This is a genomic window from Mesorhizobium sp. M0663, from assembly GCF_040320585.1.
Classification (GTDB): domain Bacteria; phylum Pseudomonadota; class Alphaproteobacteria; order Rhizobiales; family Rhizobiaceae; genus Mesorhizobium.
On the sequence record NZ_JAMYPX010000020.1, the window covers coordinates 17,541 to 35,146 of the forward strand.

Sequence of the window (17,606 nt, forward strand, 5' to 3'; positions counted from 1 at the left end):
CAAATGCGGGCGGGTTTATCTGATCCGGTCGAGAATGGAAACGTAGTTGGCGACCGCGGCACCACCCATGTTGAAGATGCCGCCGAGTTTTGCTCCCGGCACCTGGATGCCGCCCGCCTCGCCGACAAGCTGCATGGCGCTCAGCACATGCATCGATACGCCGGTGGCACCGATCGGGTGGCCCTTGGCCTTCAGTCCACCGGACGGATTGACCGGCAGCCTTCCATCTTTCGCCGTCTCGCCATCCAGGGCCAGCTTGGCGCCCTCGCCCGGCTTGGCCAGGCCCATCGCCTCATACTCGATCAGTTCGGCGATGGTGAAACAGTCATGCGTCTCGACGAAGGACAGGTCGCCGAGCGTCACGCCCGCCTGCTTCAGCGCCTGGTTCCAGGCCTGCTCGCAGCCTTCGAAGGCGAGAATGTCGCGCTTCGACATCGGCAGGAAATCCTGAACATGCTCATTGGCGCGGAAGGCGACGGCGCGGCGCATCTTCAGCGCCGTGGCCGTGTCGGCAAGGACAAGCGCGGCGGCACCGTCCGAAACCAGCGAGCAATCTGTGCGCTTCAGCGGACCGGCGACGAAGGGGTTTTTTTCGCTTTCCTGCCGGCAGAACTCGTAGCCGAAATCCTTGCGCATCTGCGCGTAGGGATTGTCGACGCCGTTCTTGTGGTTCTTGGCGGCGATCATCGCCAGCGCATCCGACTGGTCGCCGTAGCGCTGGAAATAGGCTTGGGCGATCTTGCCGAAGACGCCGGCGAAGCCTGCCGGCGTGTCACCGTCCTCCGGCAGATACGAGGCCTTGAGCAGGTTCTTGCCGATCTCGGGACCGGGCGTCGTCGTCATCTGCTCGGCGCCGACCACCAACACGATACGGGCGGCATTGGCGTCGATGGCGCGGATGCCTTGCCTGACCGCCGCCGAGCCGGTGGCGCAGGCGTTCTCGACGCGGGTCGCCGGCTTGAAGCGCAGCCGGTCATCGGCCTGGAGGACCAGGCTCGCGGTGAAATCCTGGGCGGAAAACCCGGCGTTGAAGTGGCCGAGCACGATCTCGTCGACGTCATCCGGACCGATGCCGGCATGATCGAGCGCCTCGACTGCCACCTTGGTGATCAGGCCCTCCAGCGTCTCGCCTTCGAGCTTGCCGAAGCGCGAATGCGCCCAACCGACGATGCATGCTGTCATGGCGATCTCCATCCTGTGGACCCGGGCTACGCGATACTGCGCGCGCATCAGCATTGTTCAAGCATGAACCGTTTCGCCGGCCTCGTGAAGGGGCCAGAACCGCACAATCGCTTGATCTTGATCATCTGGTCATAGTGCCTGGCTTTTGCCAGCAAATCAGGCCGGATTTTTGTTGATTGATGCGTCAATAAAAAATAATCTTGTCCCAACAGGCCGGAGCAGGAATGCCGAAACTCGGAATGGAGCCGTTGCGCCGCAGGGCGCTCATCGACGCAACGATCTCGGCGATCGGCGAGCGCGGTTCGCTTGATGTGACGATGTCGGAAATCGCCGGGCGCGCCGGCGTGTCCTCGGCGCTTGCCCACCATTATTTCGGCGTCAAGGACGAATTGCTGTTGGCGACGATGCGGCACATCCTGAGCGAGCTCACCGCCGATACGCGCCGTGCACTTCGCGCGGCCGGCACGGCGCGCCAGCGCGTCTCGGCGGTGGTCGCGGTCAATTTCTCCGACATCCAGTTCCAGCCCGAAACGATCGCCGCCTGGCTCGCCTTCTATGTCGAGGCGCAGAAATCGGCAGCACTCCGCCGGCTGCTCAAGGTCTATGCGCGCCGGCTGCATTCCAATCTGCTCAGCGGGCTGGCCGGCATCCTGCCGAGAAGCGAGGCCGACCGGGTCGCCGAAGCGACCGCGGCGCTGATCGACGGGCTCTATATCAGGCGCGCGCTGAAGGACGGTGTTCCTGATGCCGCGACCGCGATTGCACTGGTCGAGGACTATCTCGAAACGAAGCTCAGCGGACGGCAGAAGCAGTGACATCCAAGCGACCCAACATCCTGATCGTCATGGTCGATCAGCTCAACGGAACGCTGTTTCCGGATGGGCCGGCGGACTTCCTGCACGCGCCGCATCTGAAGGCGCTCGCCGCGCGTTCGGCGCGTTTTTGCAACAATTACACGGCCTCGCCGCTCTGCGCGCCGGGCCGCGCCGCATTCATGAGCGGCCAGTTGCCGTCACGCACCGGAGTCTATGACAACGCCGCCGAATTCGCGTCTTCGATCCCGACCTTTGCCCATCATCTGCGCGCCGCAGGTTATCACACCTGCCTCTCCGGCAAGATGCATTTCGTCGGGCCGGACCAGTTGCACGGTTTCGAGGAGCGGCTGACCACCGACATCTATCCGGCCGATTTCGGCTGGACACCCGACTATCGCAAACCCGGCGAGCGCATCGACTGGTGGTATCACAATCTCGGCTCCGTCAGCGGCGCCGGTACTGCCGAGATCACCAACCAGCTGGAATATGACGACGAGGTCGCCTTCCATGCGGTGCAGAAGCTTTATGATTTTGCCCGCGTCTCCGACGATGCCGCACATCGGCCCTGGTGCTTGACGGTTTCCTTCACCCATCCGCACGATCCTTACGTCGCACGGCGGCAATACTGGGACCTCTACGAGGATTGCCCGGCGCTCGAGCCTGAGGTCGGCTTCATTCCCTACGACAGGCAGGACCCGCATTCGCAGCGGCTCTACCGCGCCAGCGACTATGACAGGTTCGACATCACCGCTGAGCAGATACGCCGCGCACGGCGCGGCTATTTCGCCAACATCTCCTATCTCGACGACAAGCTCGGCGAATTGATGTCGGTGCTCGAGCACACACACATGCTCGACGACACGATCATCCTGTTCTGCTCGGACCATGGCGACATGCTGGGCGAGCGCGGCCTGTGGTTCAAGATGTGCTTTTTCGAAGGTTCGGCGCGGGTGCCGCTGATGATCGCCGGCAAGGGCATCGCCGCCGGCCTGATCGGCACGCCGGTCTCCAATCTCGACGTGACGCCGACGCTTTGCGACCTCGCCGGCATCGACATCAGCGCGATTGCGCCGTGGACCGACGGCCAGTCGCTGCTGCCGTTGCTGAACGGAAAGAAACGCTCCGCGCTGGTGCTGATGGAATATGCCGCCGAAGGCTCCAATGCGCCGATGGTGGCGATGCGCGAGGGCCGCTACAAATTCATCCATTGCGAGATCGATCCGCCGCAACTGTTTGATCTTGAATCGGATTCGCAGGAACTGACCAATCTCGCCGCCGATCCGGCCAATGCGGCATTGGTGGCCGCTTTCACCGACAAGGTGCGGGCGCGCTGGGACATGGCGGCCTTCGACGCGGCGGTGCGTGCCAGCCAGGCACGCCGCTGGGTGGTCTACCCGGCGCTGCGCAACGGCACCCATTATCCCTGGGAATTCCAGCCGCTGCAGAAGGCATCGGAGCGCTACATGCGCAACCACATGAACCTCGACCTGCTCGAAGAGCAGAAGCGCTTTCCGCGAGGCGAATGATGGCAGATAGTCTCGTCCCCTCGCTCGACCATCTCAGGCAGGCCTATGCCGTCACCTCCAAGGCGACGCAGGTCACGCCGCTGCTGGAATCGGCGGCACTCGCGCGCGAGACCGGCGCCGCCCGCGTCTTCGTCAAGGCCGAATCGCTGCAATGGGCAGGATCGTTCAAGGTGCGCGGCGCCTACTGGCGGCTGAAGAAGCTCTCGCCTGACGAAGCCAAAAAGGGCGTCGTCGCCTACTCCTCCGGCAATTTTGCGCAGGGGCTAGCGGCGGCTGGCCAAGCGCTTGGCATTCCCGTCACCATCGTCATGCCGATCGACGCGCCGGCCGCCAAGCGCGACGCCACATTGGGTTACGGCGCGCGCGTGGTGCTGACTGACCATGGCGAGCGCGCGCGTGAGGAAGTCGCCGCCGCCAAGGCGCGCGAGATCGCTGCGAGCGAAGGCCTGGCGCTGCTACACCCGTTCGACGATCCGGAGATCGTCGCCGGCCAAGCCGGTGCCGGGCTGGAGGCACTCGACCAGATCGCCGCCAGGCAAGCGGAGGCCGATCTCTTGTTCTGCTCGGTCGGCGGCGGCGGCCTGATCGGCGGTGTTTCACTGGCCTTTCACTACCTGTCGCCAGCCACGAAGATCATCGGTGTCGAGCCGGAAGGTTTTGACGGCATGGGCTCGTCGCTGGCGCATGGCGCCATCGAAACCATGCCGATCGGGCCGAAATCGATTTGCGACGGGCTGATGTCGCGGCGGCCCGGCGACGCGCCGTTCGCAGCGGTGAAGGCCGCCGGCGTTCGCGGCGTCACCGTCGACGATGCTTCGGTGCGGCGCGCCATGCGCCTCGCCTTCGAGCGGCTGAAGCTGGTGCTCGAGCCATCCGGCGCTGCTTCGCTGGCGGCGTTGCTCGGCGGCAAGGTCGACGTCACCGGCAAGACCGTTCTCGTAATGGCAACCGGCGGCAACGTCTCGCTGGCCGATTTCATTGCGCATATGAACCACGGGCGCGCATGAACCATGCTTGAAGCGGATTTCGTCATCATCGGCTCCGGCTCGGCCGGTTCGGCCATGGCCTACCGGCTGTCGGAGGACGGCAAGCATTCGGTGATCGTCATCGAATATGGCGGCAGCGATATCGGCCCGCTGATCCAGATGCCGTCGGCACTGTCGATCCCGCTCAATATGAGCCTCTATGACTGGGGCTTTGCCAGCGAGCCGGAGCCGCACCTCGGCGGCCGCGTGCTGGCGACGCCGCGCGGCAAGGTCATCGGCGGCTCGTCGTCGATCAACGGCATGGTCTATGTGCGCGGCCATGCCCGCGACTTCGACCATTGGGCCGAACAGGGCGCGACCGGCTGGGGCTTTGCCGATGTGCTCCCGTACTTCAAGCGCATGGAGGACAGCAATGGCGGCGAGAATGGCTGGCGCGGCCACGGCGGCCCGCTGACTGTGCAGCGCGGCTCGAGGACGAACCCACTCTACGGCGCCTTCGTCAAGGCAGGCCGTCAGGCCGGTTTCGAGCTGACCGACGACTATAACGGCGCGAAGCAGGAAGGCTTTGGGCCGATGGAGCAGACCATCCGCGGCGGCCGTCGCTGGTCCGCAGCGAGCGCCTATCTGAGGCCGGCGCTGAGGCGGAAAAATGTCAGCCTGGTCAAGGGTTTCGCCCGGCGGGTAATCATCGAGAATCAACGCGCCACCGGCGTCGAGATCGAAGTGCGCAAACGAATTCAGGTGATCAGAGCGCGGCGCGAGGTGATCGTTGCCGCGTCCTCGATCAACTCACCCAAGATCCTGATGCTGTCCGGCATCGGCCCCGGCCAGCACCTTAGGGAGAACGGCATTCCGGTGATTGTCGACCGGCCCGGCGTCGGTCGCAATCTGCAGGACCATATGGAACTCTACATCCAGCAGGAATCGACGAAGCAGATCACGCTGAACTCGGTGCTGAACCCGTTCTCGAAGGCGCTGATCGGGGCACAATGGCTGTTCTTCAAGTCCGGCCTCGGCGCCACCAATCATTTCGAGGCGGCCGCCTTCGTACGCTCGCGCGCCGGCGTCGACTATCCGGATATCCAGTATCACTTCATCCCGGCCGCGGTCCGCTATGACGGCAAGGCGGCGGCCAAGGCGCATGGTTTCCAGGCGCATGTCGGGCCGATGCGGTCGAAGTCGCGCGGTTCGGTCACGCTGCGCTCGCCCGATCCCAAATCGAAGCCGGTGATCCGCTTCAACTACATGTCGCATCCGGACGACTGGACGGAGTTCCGCCACTGCATCCGGCTGACCCGCGAGATCTTCGGGCAAGCGGCCTTCGATCCGTACCGAGGCAAGGAACTGTCGCCGGGCTCGCATGTACAATCGGATGAAGAGCTCGACGCCTTCATTCGCGACCACGCCGAAAGCGCCTACCACCCTTGCGGCACCTGCAAGTTGGGCCGTGCCGATGATGCGATGAGCGTCGTCGATCCGGAATGCCGCGTCATTGGCGTCGAAGGGCTTCGGGTCGCCGATTCCTCGATCTTTCCACGCGTCACCAACGGCAATCTCAACGCGCCGTCGATCATGACCGGCGAGAAGGCCGCCGACCACATTCTCGGGCGTACGCCGCTGCCACCGTCCAACCAGGAACCATGGATCAATCCGCGCTGGCAGGTGTCGGACAGATAGGCCATGATCCGGCGGACGCATATTCCGCATGCCGCGACAAGACGATTTGGAGAACAGTCATGCGCGCCCAGCCAACGGCATCGCATTATGTCAACGGCCGCTATATCGACGACGAGCGCGGCGCAGCGCTGCCGGTTATCTATCCGGCAACCGGCGAGACCATCGCCATGCTGCGCTCGGCGACGCCGAACGTGCTGGAACTCGCGATCGAGGCCGCGCGTGCGGCACAGCCGGCCTGGGCTCGGCTGAAGCCGGTCGAGCGCGGCCGCATCCTGCGCCGTGCCGCCGACATTTTGCGCGCGCGCAATGCCGATCTGGCGCGCATCGAGACGCTGGATACCGGTAAGCCGATCCAGGAGACGCTGGTTGCGGACGCCCCGTCGGCGGCCGACTGCCTCGAATATTTCGGCGGTGCCGTCACCACCTTTAATGGCGAGGCCGTCGATCTCGGCGGACCCTTTGCCTATACCAGGCGCGAGGCGCTCGGCGTGTGCGTCGGCATCGGCGCCTGGAACTATCCGATCCAGATCGCCGGCTGGAAATCCGCACCCGCCCTCGCCATGGGCAATGCGATGGTTTTCAAACCATCGGAAAACACGCCGCTTTCAGCGCTGGCGCTCGCCGAAATCTACACCGAGGCCGGGCTGCCCGACGGGCTGTTCAACGTCGTGCAGGGTTTTGGCGATGTCGGCGCCGGCCTTGTCGGCCATGATGTTGTCGCAAAGGTCTCGGTGACCGGCTCGGTGCCGACAGGCCGCAAAGTGCTGTCGCTCGCCGGCTCGAAGATGAAGCACGCAACGATGGAGCTCGGCGGCAAGTCGCCGCTGATCGTCTTCGAAGACGCCAACCTCGAAAATGCCATCGGCGGCGCGATGCTCGGCAATTTCTATTCGACCGGCCAGATCTGCTCCAACGGCACGCGGGTCTTCGTGCAGAGCGGCATCCATGACCATTTCGTCGAGAGGCTGACCGAACGGACGAAGAAAATCCGCATCGGCGATCCACTCGATCCGGACACGCAGATGGGGCCGCTGGTCTCGAAGGCGCAGCACGACAAGGTGGTCTCTTACATCGAGGCCGGCAAGCAGGATGGCGCGGTGCTCGCCTGCGGCGGCAACGTGCCTTCGCTGCAGGGTTTTCAGGGCGGCTTCTTCGTCGAGCCGACGGTGTTCACCGGTGTCGTCGACACGATGCGCATCGCCCGCGAGGAGATTTTCGGGCCGGTCATGAGCGTGCTGAAATTCGACAGCGAGGACGAGGTGATCGAGCGCGCCAACGACACCGAATTCGGCCTCGCCGCCGGCGTGTTCACCCGCGACCTGGCGCGCGCCCATCGTGTCATCGCCGAACTGCAGGCCGGCACCTGCTGGATCAACGCCTACAATCTGACGCCGGTCGAAATCCCCTTCGGCGGCTTCAAGCAGTCCGGCATCGGACGCGAGAATTCGCTCGCGGCACTGGCGCTCTATTCGCAGCTGAAGTCGGTCTATGTCGAGACCGGGGATGTCGCCAGCCCGTACTGATCCTTGGGCGCCGTGCCGTCCAGATACTGCGTCAGCGCGCAGACGAGATGATAGAAGATGCTGGCCGGCACCTCGCTCGCCAAGGAGCGACCACGCTCGTCGATGCGGTCGATCCACAGGCCGAGCGGTGCCGGATTGATGTGCCAGCGGAACAGCCGGCCGACGCGCGCCTCGATCTCCGGCTTCAGGTCCGGACCGCCCGAACCGTCCAGCGCGATCGCCGCCTTGATCGCTTCGGCCTGTGGCCAGCTGCGCGAGACGCGGTCGAGCGGCAGTCCTTGCCGCGAGACCGCGCCGTAGGCGAGGCCCGTGGCGCGGTTCAGGCCATTGGCAATCGCCGACGCATAAAGTTTCCGGGCAAGGCCGGTCAAGCCGCTCTGGCCGCTGCGCCCGGCGAAGTCGACCAGCAGCGAGGCCCATTCGAAATGATGGCCGGGTTCCGTCCACGTGCCCTTCTCGCCAGGGGCCGGCCGCCATTCATGGTCGAAATACTCACCCAGCGTCCAGCTTTCCGGGTCGAAGAAATGGCTGCGAAACAGATCGACGATGCGCGCGGCGCGGCGAAGATAGGCGCGCTCGCCGGTCGCCTGATGCCAGGCCAGGAATGCCTCGAGCAGATGCATGTGCGGGTTGGAGCGGCGCTCGCCCTCGCCGCTCGAGGTCTCGCGGAAGCCGGTCAGGCGTTCGTCCTCGAGATGCGCGTCGATGAACGCAAAGGTCTCCTGGCCAAGCCGCAACGCATCGGGATTGCCGCACATATGGGCATGCGCCAGCGCCAGGAGCACGCAGGAATGGTCATAGGCATCCTCGGCAGCGTCGGCGACGGTGCCGTCGACGTTGAGCGTGCGTACCCAGCCGCCATTGTCGGTACGTCCGTGCCTGGCCATGAATTCGAGGCCGTGGCTGATCAGCCGATCGGCCGGGCCGTTCCAGCCGCGCGCCTTGGCGACGGCGAAGGCGTAGATCTGCCTGGCCTGCGTGCGCATGCGCTTGGGTTTCATCAGCGGGGCGGCATCGAAGCCGAGCGCCTCGTGGAAACCGCCATGGCGCTCATCGACGCCGACCGTCGACCACAACGGCACCGTCTCCTCGAACAGCCAATGGTGCACGCGGCGCTGCCAGGCGCCGCTTTCGATGACGCGGTCGTCGGCGGGCGTGAACCTGGTCTCAAGGCGGCCGCTTTTTTCGAGCTGCTCGACGATCTTCTTGACGTTCTGGCTGTGGCTGACCGGAGCAACGAAAGTGGCGTCGGCGGTCGACACGATGGCGACGTCCTTCAGCCCTATGGCCGACAGCAGGCGGCCGTCGCTGCGGATATAGGAGCTCTCGCAATCGATGGCGACGACATCGCCGACGATGACATTGCCCTGCCTGTCGGAGGGGCCGACATCGAGCAGCGATTGCCAGGAGCCGAGATCGTTCCAGCGAAAGCTGGCCGGCACCATGGCGATGCCGCTGGCGCGCTCCATGATCGCATAGTCGATCGATGTCGATGGGATGGCGGCATAGAGCTCCAGAGGCATGTAGAGGCCGGAAAGATCCGATGTCGCAGCCTGGTAGGCAGCCTCTGTGGCGCTCCAGATGTCGGGCTGGAAGGCCATGAACGCGTCGCGCATGGCACTGGCGCGAAACAGGAAGATGCCGGTGTTCCAGTAGAAATTGCCGGCCTCGAGATAGCTCTGCGCCGTGGCGAGATCGGGTTTTTCGACGAAACGCGAGACATCGCAGATGCCATCGCGCTCGCCGGCCACCTCGATGTAGCCGTAACCGGTCTCGGGTTGGGCGGGCTTGATGCCGAACACCACCAGCCTGCCTTCGCGCGCGGCCGCCGTGCCGGCCTCGATGCTCCGCCAGAATTGCTGTGGCGTCGCGATCTCATGATCGGACGGCACCACCAGCACCAGGCTGTCGCCGAATTCCGACAGCGTGCGCAGGCTTGCCAAGGCGACGGCCGCGGCGGTGTTGCGTCCGGTCGGCTCGAACAGCGGGCCGCCGCCGGAAAGCTCGTGACCGGCAATGTCGGCATGAACGCGGTCGGCATGCCTTTCCGAGGCAATCAGGAAAACCGGCGTTTCGCCTTCCAGCCGCGCCGTCAGCCGGCGCAGCGTCTTGGCCAGCATTGAGCCGTCGCCGGAGAAATCATGGAACTGCTTGGGATTGTCCTCGCGCGACAATGGCCACAGCCGCGAGCCGACGCCGCCGCTCATCACAAAACTGACGATCCGTTCGGTCATGAAAACAAGCCTCGTGCTCAAAAGGTCTGATTGTAGGCGCCGACTTCGGGGCTGCGGCGCAGCACCGCATCGACGGCTTCGAACATCTGCCGGCGCCGCTCGGACGATACCGGGCTCTCCACCACCACCACAAGCTCCGGCTTGTTCGATGATGCGCGCACCAACCCCCAGGTACCATCCTCCGCCACGACCCTGACGCCGTTGACGGTGATCAGTTCGGCGATCTTCTGGCCGGCGAAGATCGCGCCGTCGTTCTTCATCTTGCGAAAATCGCCTACGACGCGCTCGACGACGCCGTATTTGAGCTCGTCGGCGCAGTGTGGCGACATGGTCGGCGTGCCGAAGGTCAGCGGCAGATCGCGATAGAGGTCGGCCATGCTGCTTTGCGGGCTGCGATCCAGCATCTGGCATATGGCGATGGCCGTGATCAGGCCATCGTCATAGCCGCGGCCGATCGGCGGATTGAAGAAGAAATGGCCCGATTTTTCGAAACCGGCGGCGGCGCCGAGTTCGGCGACGCGCCGCTTGATATAGGAGTGACCGGTTTTCCAATAGTCGGTGACTGCGCCATTTTCCCGCAACACCTTGTCAGTCATGAACAATCCGGTCGACTTGACGTCGACGACGAAAGTCGAGCCGGGATAGAGGTGCGAAATGTCGCGCGCCAGCATGACGCCGACCTTGTCGGCGAAAATCTCGTTGCCTTCATTGTCCACCACGCCGCAGCGATCGCCGTCGCCGTCGAAGCCTAGCCCGACATCGGCGTCCGTTTCCAGCACCTTGTCGCGAATGGCGTGCAGCATCTGCATGTCTTCGGGGTTGGGATTGTAATTGGGAAACGTATGATCGAGCTCGACGTCGAGCGGGATCACCTCGCAGCCGATCCTTTCCAGTGCCTCGGGAGCGAAAGCCCCGGCGGTGCCGTTGCCGCAGGCGGCCACCACCTTGAGCTTCCTGGAGATACCCTTTCCTGCTGTCAGATCGTCAAGGTAGGTTTTGCGGAAGTCCGCAACGAAGTCATAGGAGCCGCCACCGACAAGATCGAAATCGCCTGAGAGCACGATTGCCTTCAACGCGCTCATCTCCTCCGGACCAAAAGTCAGCGGGCGCGCCGCGCCCATCTTGACGCCGGTCCAGCCATTCTCGTTGTGCGAGGCAGTGACCATGGCGACGGAGGGCGTGTCGAGCGCGAACTGGGCGAAATAAGCCATCGGCGACAGCGCAAGCCCGACATCCTTGACCCGTGCGCCGGCCGCCATCAGCCCGGAAACCAGGGCCAGCTTTATGGCAAGCGAATAGGAGCGGAAATCGTGACCGGTGACGATGTCGGGTCCGGCACCCAGGCGACGGATCAGCGTGCCGAGCCCCATGCCGAGCGCCTGGACGCCGATCAGATTGAGTTCCGGCGTTTCGTTCGAGCCGGGATGGCCGAACCACCAGCGCGCATCATATTCGCGAAACCCGGACGGCTTGATCAGCGCCGAGTTTTCAAACTCAAAAGTGTTTGGTCTGACATCGCTAACGATCTTCATCGACAAGGCTGCAAACTCCAGGCGGCTGAATCAGGTGCTTCGAGGCAAGTGGACGGTTACCCAGAAGCCCTTTAAGCCGTGTTTGTGCGACAGGAAACTGAAACCTGTATGACGTGGCGGCGAAAGCGAAAGAAATGCGACAGAAGCGCTGCCATTGGCGCTTGCAGTAACCAAACGCGGCGGCTATAAGCCCGCGGTCTGGTCACGGAGTGTAGCGCAGCCTGGTAGCGCACATCGTTCGGGACGATGGGGTCGCAGGTTCAAATCCTGCCACTCCGACCAGAAAAAACAGCGGCTTAGCTGTTTTTGTTCCCGAAACAACCACCATCCGCCGCAGTTCTGACCAATCGCGCTATGCGCTCAGGCGAAATCGCGTCACGTCGATGGCCGCGGCCATCAGTGTCTGCGTATAGGTTGCCTGCGGATTGCTGAAGATCGCCTCGGCCGGTCCCTCCTCGACGATCTTGCCCTGCTTCATGACGATGATGTAGTCGGCCATGGCGCGCACGACGGCGAGATCGTGGCTGATGAACAGATAGGACAGTTCGTGATCGGCCTGCAGCTTGCGCAGCAATTCGACGATCTGCTTCTGCACGGAGCGGTCCAGCGCCGAGGTCGGCTCGTCCAGCACCACCACTTTAGGCTTGAGTATCATGGCGCGCGCAATGGCGATGCGCTGCCGCTGACCGCCGGAGAATTCATGCGGATAGCGGTTGCGCGTGTTCGGGTCGAGCCCGACTTCGAGCAAGGCATCGACCGCGCGGAGATCGCGCTGCCTGCCCGACAGATTGGGCTCATGGACCAGGAGCCCCTCGGTGATGATCTGGCCGACGGTCATGCGTGGCGACAGCGAGCCGAACGGATCCTGGAAAACCAGCTGCAATTCGCGCCGCAGCGGCCGCATCGCCTGGCGGTCGGCGTGGGAAATGTCGCGGTCACCAAGCCGGATGATACCGTCGCTGGGCAGGAGCCGCAGCAAGGCGCGGCCGAGCGTCGATTTTCCCGAGCCGGATTCGCCGACGATGCCGATCGTCTGGTTGCGCTTCAGCCGTATCGAAATGCGATCGACGGCGCGCAGCAGCAGCGGCTCGCCGCCAAGAAATCCGCCGCCGATCTTGAAGGTCACCTCGACGTTCCTGCCTTCAAGCAGGACAGGGGCATTCGGAGGCGGCGGCGCCTTGGTGCCGGTCGGTTCGGCGGCAAGCAGCATCTTGGTGTAGCCGTGCTGCGGGTTGGCGAAGATCGCTTCCGCCTCGCCCTCCTCGACCACCTCGCCATAGCGCATCACATAGACCCGATCGGCAAAGCGCCGGACGATGCCGAGATCGTGAGTGATGAAGACGATCGCCATGCCGAGCTTGCGCTGCAATTCGGCGAGCAGCATGAGGATCTGCGCCTGGATGGTGACGTCGAGCGCGGTCGTCGGCTCGTCGGCGATCAGTATGTCGGGGTCGTTGGCCAACGCCATGGCGATCATGACGCGCTGGCGCTGACCGCCCGACAACTCGTGCGGATAGGATTTCATCCGCCGCTCCGGATCGGGAATATGGACCAGCCGCAGCAGCTTGAGCGCCTCCTCGCGCGCCGTGGCGGCGCCAAGTCCGCGATGCTTGCGGATCGGCTCGATCAGCTGGTTGCCGATCGAATAGAGCGGGTCTAGCGACGTCATCGGCTCCTGGAAGATCATGCTGATCTTGCGGCCGCGGATCTTGTTGAGCTCGGGCTTGCTCAAGGTCAAAAGATTGCGGCCGCGATAATCGACGGTGCCGGTGGCTTCGCCGTTCGAGGCGAGCAGGCTCATCGCCGCCATCATCGTCTGGCTCTTGCCGGAACCGGATTCGCCGACGACGGCGACGGTCTCGCCTGATTTGACGTGGATATTGATGCCCTTCACCGCCTCCACCACACCGTCGAGGGTGCGGAAGCGCACCCGAAGGTCCTTGACGCTGAGGATGGTTTCGGAAGCGGCCATCTCAACGATCCTTCGGGTCGAGCGCGTCGCGCAGCCCATCGCCGACGAAATTCAGCGCGAACAGCGTGGAGACGAGAAAGAAGGCCGGGAACAGAAGCAGCCAGTTGGCCGAGCCGATGTTCTGGGCGCCAACCGAGATCAGCACGCCCCAGCTGGTCATCGGCTCCTGGACGCCGAGCCCGAGGAACGACAAAAAACTCTCCAGGATGATGACCTGCGGAACGAGCAGCGTCATGTAGATCACCACTGGCCCGAGCAAATTGGGGATCACATGGCGCAGCAGAATGCCGCGCTGGCCGACGCCCATCGCCTCCGCCGCCTGGACATATTCCTGCCGGCGGATCGACAGCGCTTGTCCGCGCACGATGCGCGCCATGTCGAGCCACAGCACCGCGCCGACCGCCAGGAACATCAGCACGAAGTTCCTGCCGAAGAACACCACCAGCATGATGACGAAGAAGATGAACGGCAAAGAATAAAGCACGTCGACGACACGCATCATCACCTCATCGACCCTGCCGCCGGCAAGGCCAGCGGTGGCGCCGTAGAGCACGCCGATGACCACGGCCACAATGCCGGCAAGCAGACCGATGGCCAGCGATATGCGCCCGGCCATCAGCGTTCGGGACAGGAGATCGCGGCCGGTATTGTCGGTGCCGAACAGGAAATATTGCTGCTTGATCGAGGCACTCATCACCATTTCGAGACCGTCCGGCGATTTGCTCTCGATCTTTGTGTCATCAAAGGTATCGGAACGATCAAGGTAGCGAATGTTGCGGTCATCGATCGGCTTGGACGATTTGACGGTAACGAACACACGGCTGTCCTCCTGCCGCCACTCCTTGATGTCGACGCGCATTCGCCTGATCGCCTCATCGAGAGCGCCTTCGATCATGTCGGCCTTCGGATAGGCGGAGAAGCTCGGCGGCGTACGGACATAGTCGGCATAGATGGTGGTGTATTTGTGCGGCACGAGATAGGGCCCAAACACGCTGATGACGGCGATGAAGGCAAGATAATACAGGCTGAACATGGCCGCGCGATTGGCCTTGAGGCGCGCCCAGGCGTCACCCCACAGGGACCGGCCGACGACCGGTGCGGCAACTGCGATATCAGTCATAGCGCACCCTCGGATCAACGACCCCATAGAGGACGTCGACGATCAGGTTGAAGACAATGGTGAAGAGCGCGATGACCACCACCGTCCCCATCACCAGTGTGTAGTCGCGGTTGAGTGCAGCAACGACAAAATGGCGGCCGATGCCCGGGATAGAGAAGATGGTCTCGACGATGACCGAGCCGGTGAGAAGGGCTGCGGCTGCCGGACCGGTGAAGGAGACGATCGGCAGGATGGCGCCGCGCAGTGCATGCTTGACGATGACCGACCAGTCGGACAGGCCGAGAGCGCGCGCGGTGCGGATGTGATGCGAGTGCAGCGATTCGATCATTGAGCCGCGCATCAATCGGGCGACGATGGCGATCTGCGGAAGAGCGAGCGTCAGCACCGGGCCGACCTTATTGATGAGGGCTCCATCGCCCCAGCCGCCGATCGGCAGCAGCCTCCAGGTCAATCCGAATGCAAGCTGGATCACCGGGGCGATGACGAAGGTTGGAATGGTGCTGCCGGCGGTCGCCAGCGCGATCACCGAATAGTCGGCAAGCTTGTTCTGGTTGAGCGCGGCAACAGTGCCGAGCACGCTGCCGAGGAGCAGCGCCAGAATGAGCGCCGAAGCGCCGAGTTGGATCGAGATCGGCAGGCCTTCCCTGAACAGCTCGCCGACGGTGAAATCCGGCATGTTGTAGCTGGGGCCGAAATTGCCGCGCAGAAGATTGCCTAGATAGTGGAGGTACTGCAACCAGAGCGGATCGTTGAGGCCGAACTGGGCTTCGAGATTGGCCCTGATCTCGGGGCTCAGGCCCCGCTCCTGGTTGAACGGGCCGCCCGGCGCGACGCGTATCAGAAAGAACGCCATGGTCACGATGACGAACAGCGTCGGAATGGCGGTCAGAAGCCGCCGGAATACGTAACGCAGCATCGGTGCCCCGCTTGATCCAGAACAACGCGCGTCCGGCTGGACGATTGCGCTCTAGCCTTCAAATCTTCGCATCGGGCTTTCCGAAAATCGATCCGATTCACGGAGGTCCGATGCGACGGCAAGCCACCGCGCATTCGATGCGCGGTGGCCGGGCCAGGGATCAGTCCTTGCTGATGAAGCGGGACGGGTGGATGTCCATCACATTGTCGTCGAAGCCATGCAGCTTCGAGGAAACGATATCGTGGTAGCTGTAGTAGAGAAGCGGGATCTCGCCGACGTCATCGATGAGGATGCGCTCGGCCTCGGCGAGTTCCTTCATGCGTTCTGCAGGGTTGCCGCCGGCGGCCGCCGCCTTGTCCATCGCCGCCTCGTATTTTGGGCTGTTGTAGACCGAATAGTTGTTGCCGCTGGCTTTGCGGGAGATGCCGAGGAAGGTTTCGGGATCCTTGTAGTCGGCGATCCAGGCGGCGCGCGCCACGTCATAGTCTCCCTTCTGCTCGAGGAAGGAGTAGTGGGTCTTGGTGTCGGTATTGAGGAGTGTGATCTCGACGCCAAGCGGCTTCAGCTGTTCCTGGATCGCGACTGCCGTGTTCTTGTGGTTCTCCGAAGTGTTGTAGCGGATCTGCATTTTCAGCGGATGCTCGGGTGTATAGCCGAGTTTCTCGAGGATCTTCTTGGCAGCGTCCTCGCGGTCGATCTGCGGCATGTCGGCGTATTTGGCCATTGCCGGCGTATAGCCCTCGATGCCGGGAGGCACCATGGAATAGCCGGGCAGCATCGAATTCTGCCAGACTTTCTCCGCCAGGAAGTCGCGATCGATCGCCATCGAGATGGCGTTGCGCAGCTCGACATTATCCCACGGCGCCTTATCGGTCTTGATCGCATAATAGTAGATGCCGAGATATGGCCCGACACGGACCTGCTCGCCGAATTTGGCCTTGAGGTCGCCGAGCTGTTCCGTCGGCAGGTCACCGTAACTGTCGAGTTCGCCGGCCTCGAAGCGCTTCATCGCTGACGAGCGATCCTCGGTCGGGATGTAGTTGACCACGTCGAACTTGACGCTCGCGGCATCCCAGAATTTCGGATTCTTGACCAGCTTCAGATGGTCGTTGGGAATCCACTCCGCCGCTGTAAAGGCCCCGTTGGAGACCAGCTTGCCTGCCTTGATCCAGTCGGCGCCAAGCTTTTCGATAGACGCCTTGTTGACCGGATAGGTCGCCTGGTGGGTCAGCATCTCCAGGAAATACGGCGTCGGCGCCTTCAGCGTCACTTCCAGGGTGTTAGCATCGATCGCCTTGACGCCCATATCCTCCGGCTTGCCCTTCTTGGTATTGACCTCCTCCGCATTCTTGACGGGATAGAGCATGGAAGCGTATTCGGCAGCGGTGGCCGGATCTTCCAGCCGACGGAAAGAATAGACGAAGTCGTCAGCCGTCACCGGGCTGCCATCCGACCAGAGGCCGTCCTTGCGCAGCTTGAATGTGTAGACCTTGCCGTCGTCGGACACCGTCCAGCTTTCGGCGGCGCCCGGAATGAGATTCGTCTTCTGGTCATGCATGACGAGGCCCTGGAACAGGTCGCGTATGATATCGGCTTCGTAGACCGTCGAGGTCTTGTGCGGATCGAGCGTCTCCGCTTCGGCGGCGGCTCCGCGGTTGTAGACGGTCTCGGCGAAAGCCGGCGTGTAGAACGTACCGGCGGCCAAGACCATGGTCGTGGCGAGTACCGTCGCCTTCAGCACATGTTTCAGCATGGAGTTCTCCCTAATGACGTCGCCCTTCGGCCACGTCTCTAAGTGTTGACGCTCCGAAACCGATTGGTTGGTTCCTTTCGAGCGCGCAGCCGGTTCCCTTTCCGGCAGCTGGTGGCCAAACAGTAACGTGGAGATTTTTTATTTCAACAGACTCTCGGGGTCACCCAAAGTAAGGGGGCCGGGGCAGTCGTTTTGCGGGCGGCCAATCAATGGTCGAAACCATGAGTTTGACTGGGTTTCCTGGCCAGAACGCCGATCTGGGAAATAATCTGGCCGATCATTTCAGTTTACCGGATTGTATTAATTGGTTCTTAGGCAACCAAGGGTTACAAATTTCGATGGAATTGGCACATCGACCTTGGGTTCCAAC

12 protein-coding genes and 1 tRNA gene are annotated in these 17,606 nt (G+C 63.0%); 6 read left to right on the forward strand and 7 right to left on the reverse strand.

Translation table 11 applies throughout. From position 1 onward, the window contains the following. Positions 1–15: 15 nt before the first annotated feature. Positions 16–1,182: an acetyl-CoA acetyltransferase gene (locus NKI54_RS26070; RefSeq protein WP_352454289.1), complete on the reverse strand. Its 1,167-nt coding sequence runs from the start codon at positions 1,180–1,182 to the stop codon at positions 16–18. Positions 1,183–1,406: 224 nt separating this feature from the next. On the opposite strand from NKI54_RS26070, the gene betI reads away from it, so the two are divergent. The 5 genes from betI to betB are packed head-to-tail and all read left to right on the forward strand — an operon-like array spanning position 1,407 to position 7,709. Further along, on the forward strand, positions 1,407–1,997 hold the full coding sequence (gene betI / locus NKI54_RS26075) for a transcriptional regulator BetI (protein WP_352454288.1): 591 nt from the start codon (positions 1,407–1,409) through the stop codon (positions 1,995–1,997). Next, a complete protein-coding gene (betC, locus tag NKI54_RS26080) occupies positions 1,994–3,523 on the forward strand; it encodes a choline-sulfatase (protein ID WP_352618566.1) in 1,530 nt (509 codons plus the stop codon). The genes betI and betC overlap by 4 nt, the downstream gene beginning before the upstream one ends. Further along, positions 3,523–4,530 (forward strand): threonine/serine dehydratase family protein, encoded by a 1,008-nt coding sequence (locus NKI54_RS26085; protein ID WP_502897384.1) that lies wholly within the window; start codon positions 3,523–3,525, stop codon positions 4,528–4,530. Before betC ends, NKI54_RS26085 begins: the two co-directional genes overlap by 1 nt. A 3-nt stretch (positions 4,531–4,533) precedes the next feature. After that, the gene (betA, locus tag NKI54_RS26090; protein ID WP_352591577.1) at positions 4,534–6,186 is read left to right on the forward strand and encodes a choline dehydrogenase; all 1,653 of its coding nucleotides are present in this window, start codon (positions 4,534–4,536) and stop codon (positions 6,184–6,186) included. 59 nt (positions 6,187–6,245) lie between these two features. Next, the gene (betB, locus tag NKI54_RS26095; RefSeq protein ID WP_352591574.1) at positions 6,246–7,709 is read left to right on the forward strand and encodes a betaine-aldehyde dehydrogenase; all 1,464 of its coding nucleotides are present in this window, start codon (positions 6,246–6,248) and stop codon (positions 7,707–7,709) included. On the opposite strand, the gene NKI54_RS26100 is transcribed toward betB, so the two are convergent. Both NKI54_RS26100 and NKI54_RS26105 read right to left on the reverse strand, forming a co-directional pair. Beyond that, positions 7,673–9,943, reverse strand: coding sequence for an AGE family epimerase/isomerase (locus NKI54_RS26100; protein WP_352692669.1), 2,271 nt, complete (start codon positions 9,941–9,943; stop codon positions 7,673–7,675). The genes betB and NKI54_RS26100 overlap by 37 nt on opposite strands. Positions 9,944–9,960: 17 nt before the next feature. Beyond that, the gene (locus NKI54_RS26105; protein ID WP_502898249.1) at positions 9,961–11,475 is read right to left on the reverse strand and encodes a phosphomannomutase/phosphoglucomutase; all 1,515 of its coding nucleotides are present in this window, start codon (positions 11,473–11,475) and stop codon (positions 9,961–9,963) included. 205 nt (positions 11,476–11,680) lie between these two features. Here NKI54_RS26105 and NKI54_RS26110 point away from each other — a divergent pair. Further along, a tRNA-Pro gene (locus tag NKI54_RS26110) sits at positions 11,681–11,757 on the forward strand. A gap of 70 nt (positions 11,758–11,827) precedes the next feature. On the opposite strand, the gene NKI54_RS26115 is transcribed toward NKI54_RS26110, so the two are convergent. The 4 genes from NKI54_RS26115 to NKI54_RS26130 all read right to left on the reverse strand — a co-directional run bounded on the left by NKI54_RS26115 (position 11,828) and on the right by NKI54_RS26130 (position 17,236). Beyond that, the gene (locus tag NKI54_RS26115) at positions 11,828–13,447 is read right to left on the reverse strand and encodes an ABC transporter ATP-binding protein (protein WP_352636395.1); all 1,620 of its coding nucleotides are present in this window, start codon (positions 13,445–13,447) and stop codon (positions 11,828–11,830) included. A gap of 1 nt (position 13,448) precedes the next feature. Further along, a complete protein-coding gene (locus tag NKI54_RS26120) occupies positions 13,449–14,567 on the reverse strand; it encodes an ABC transporter permease (RefSeq protein WP_352636394.1) in 1,119 nt (372 codons plus the stop codon). Continuing rightward, positions 14,560–15,483 carry an ABC transporter permease subunit gene (locus tag NKI54_RS26125; protein ID WP_352636393.1) on the reverse strand — a complete coding sequence of 308 codons (924 nt, stop codon included), beginning with the start codon at positions 15,481–15,483 and terminating at the stop codon, positions 14,560–14,562. The genes NKI54_RS26120 and NKI54_RS26125 overlap by 8 nt, the downstream gene beginning before the upstream one ends. 160 nt (positions 15,484–15,643) lie before the next feature. After that, positions 15,644–17,236: a peptide ABC transporter substrate-binding protein gene (locus NKI54_RS26130; protein ID WP_352692671.1), complete on the reverse strand. Its 1,593-nt coding sequence runs from the start codon at positions 17,234–17,236 to the stop codon at positions 15,644–15,646. Positions 17,237–17,606: the final 370 nt, after the last annotated feature.